General features: G+C 66.2%; 1 protein-coding gene. It reads left to right on the forward strand.

Going from position 1 to position 1,392, the window contains the following annotated elements; genetic code table 11:
- Positions 1-117 precede the first annotated feature (117 nt).
- Entirely contained in the window at positions 118-1,149 is a 1,032-nt protein-coding gene (locus JQC81_RS32365) for an IS110 family RNA-guided transposase (RefSeq protein ID WP_203275850.1), read from the forward strand.
- Positions 1,150-1,392: the final 243 nt, after the last annotated feature.

The following is a 1,392-nucleotide window of genomic DNA, read 5'->3' on the forward strand; positions in this document are numbered from 1 at the left end:
AGATGCCGTAATGGGCCTGCCGCTCACGAGCTAGCGGAGCGGGGTGGCTGTCCCTCAAAGTGATGGTGTTGAAACGGGGTCCGAGCAGATCGGCCCCAAGCATCATGAGGGACAGCCATGGAGTACTATGCCGGAATTGATGTGTCTCTGGAACTCAGCAGCGTCTGCATCCTCGATGCCTCCGGACAGATTGGCCGCGAGGCGAAGGTCGCCAGCGAGCCTGAGGCACTCGCCACCTTCCTCGCCAGCCTGAACCTGCCGCTCACCCGCGTCGGGCTGGAGGCCGGGCCACTCTCGCAGTGGCTGCATGCCGGCCTTGTGCAAGCCGGCTTCGAAGTCGTGCTGCTGGAGACCCGGCATGTGAAGGCGGCGCTCTCGGCCATGATCGTCAAAACCGACCGCCGCGACGCCCGCGGCATCGCCCAGCTACTGCGCATGGGTTGGTTCCGCCCCGTCCACTGTAAGTCGCCGCCGGCGCAGGAGGTGCGGGCCCTGCTCATGGCCCGCAAGCAGTTGCAGGCCAAGATGCGGGATGTCGAGCTCAGCCTGCGGGGGCTGTTGCGCGGCTTCGGCCTGAAGGTCGGCGAGATCAGCAAGGGCCAGTTCGCCACGCGCGTGCGCACCCTCACGGCTGGTCATGAGATGCTGGAGAAGATCGCCGAGGCCATGCTGCGCGCCAGAGAGGCTCTGCAAACCGAGTTCGCCAGACTGCATCGGGCCATGCTGGCGATTGCTCGGAAGAACGAGGTCTGCCGGCGGCTGATGAGCGTACCAGGCGTCGGCGCGCTGATTGCGGTCACCTTCACGTCCGCAGTTGATCATCCTGAGCGCTTCTCGCGCTCGCGAGCCGTAGGGGCGCATTTTGGCCTCACGCCGAAGAAGTACCAGTCAGGCGAGACCGACATCACGGGAGCGGTGAGCCGGGTGGGCGATCCGATGGTGCGCACCGCGCTCTACGAGGGAGCCCACATCCTGCTGACGCGGGCCGTGCGCTTCTCGGCGCTCAAGCGCTGGGCTCTGGAGGTAGCCAAGCGGCGCGGCATGCGGCGGGCCAAGGTGGCGCTGGCCCGGAAACTGGCGGTCATTCTGCATCGCATCTGGATCGACGGCACCACCTTCCGCTGGAGCCGGGAGGGTGTTGCCGCATAGGAGAGACAAGCGTTCGGAACGGGGCGGCTCTCGTCCTGTTCCCCTGAGGTCCCGTCGCCGGGACGATGGAGGCGGTCAAGCCGCAAGTAGTGCCGTGAGCACCTGATCGAGGTGGAGCACGCGTCTTAGATGGGCTGACCGCATCCTCTCTGATGGCATGGTGGGGCGGCCGCGCGCCGACCCCGAACAGAAGCAAGACTTCGGCGACAGGACAGTCACTCAGGGGATTGACACCCAACGGCC

Origin of the sequence: Microvirga arabica (assembly GCF_016811235.1) — a bacterium.
Classification (GTDB): Bacteria; Pseudomonadota; Alphaproteobacteria; order Rhizobiales; family Beijerinckiaceae; genus Microvirga; species Microvirga arabica.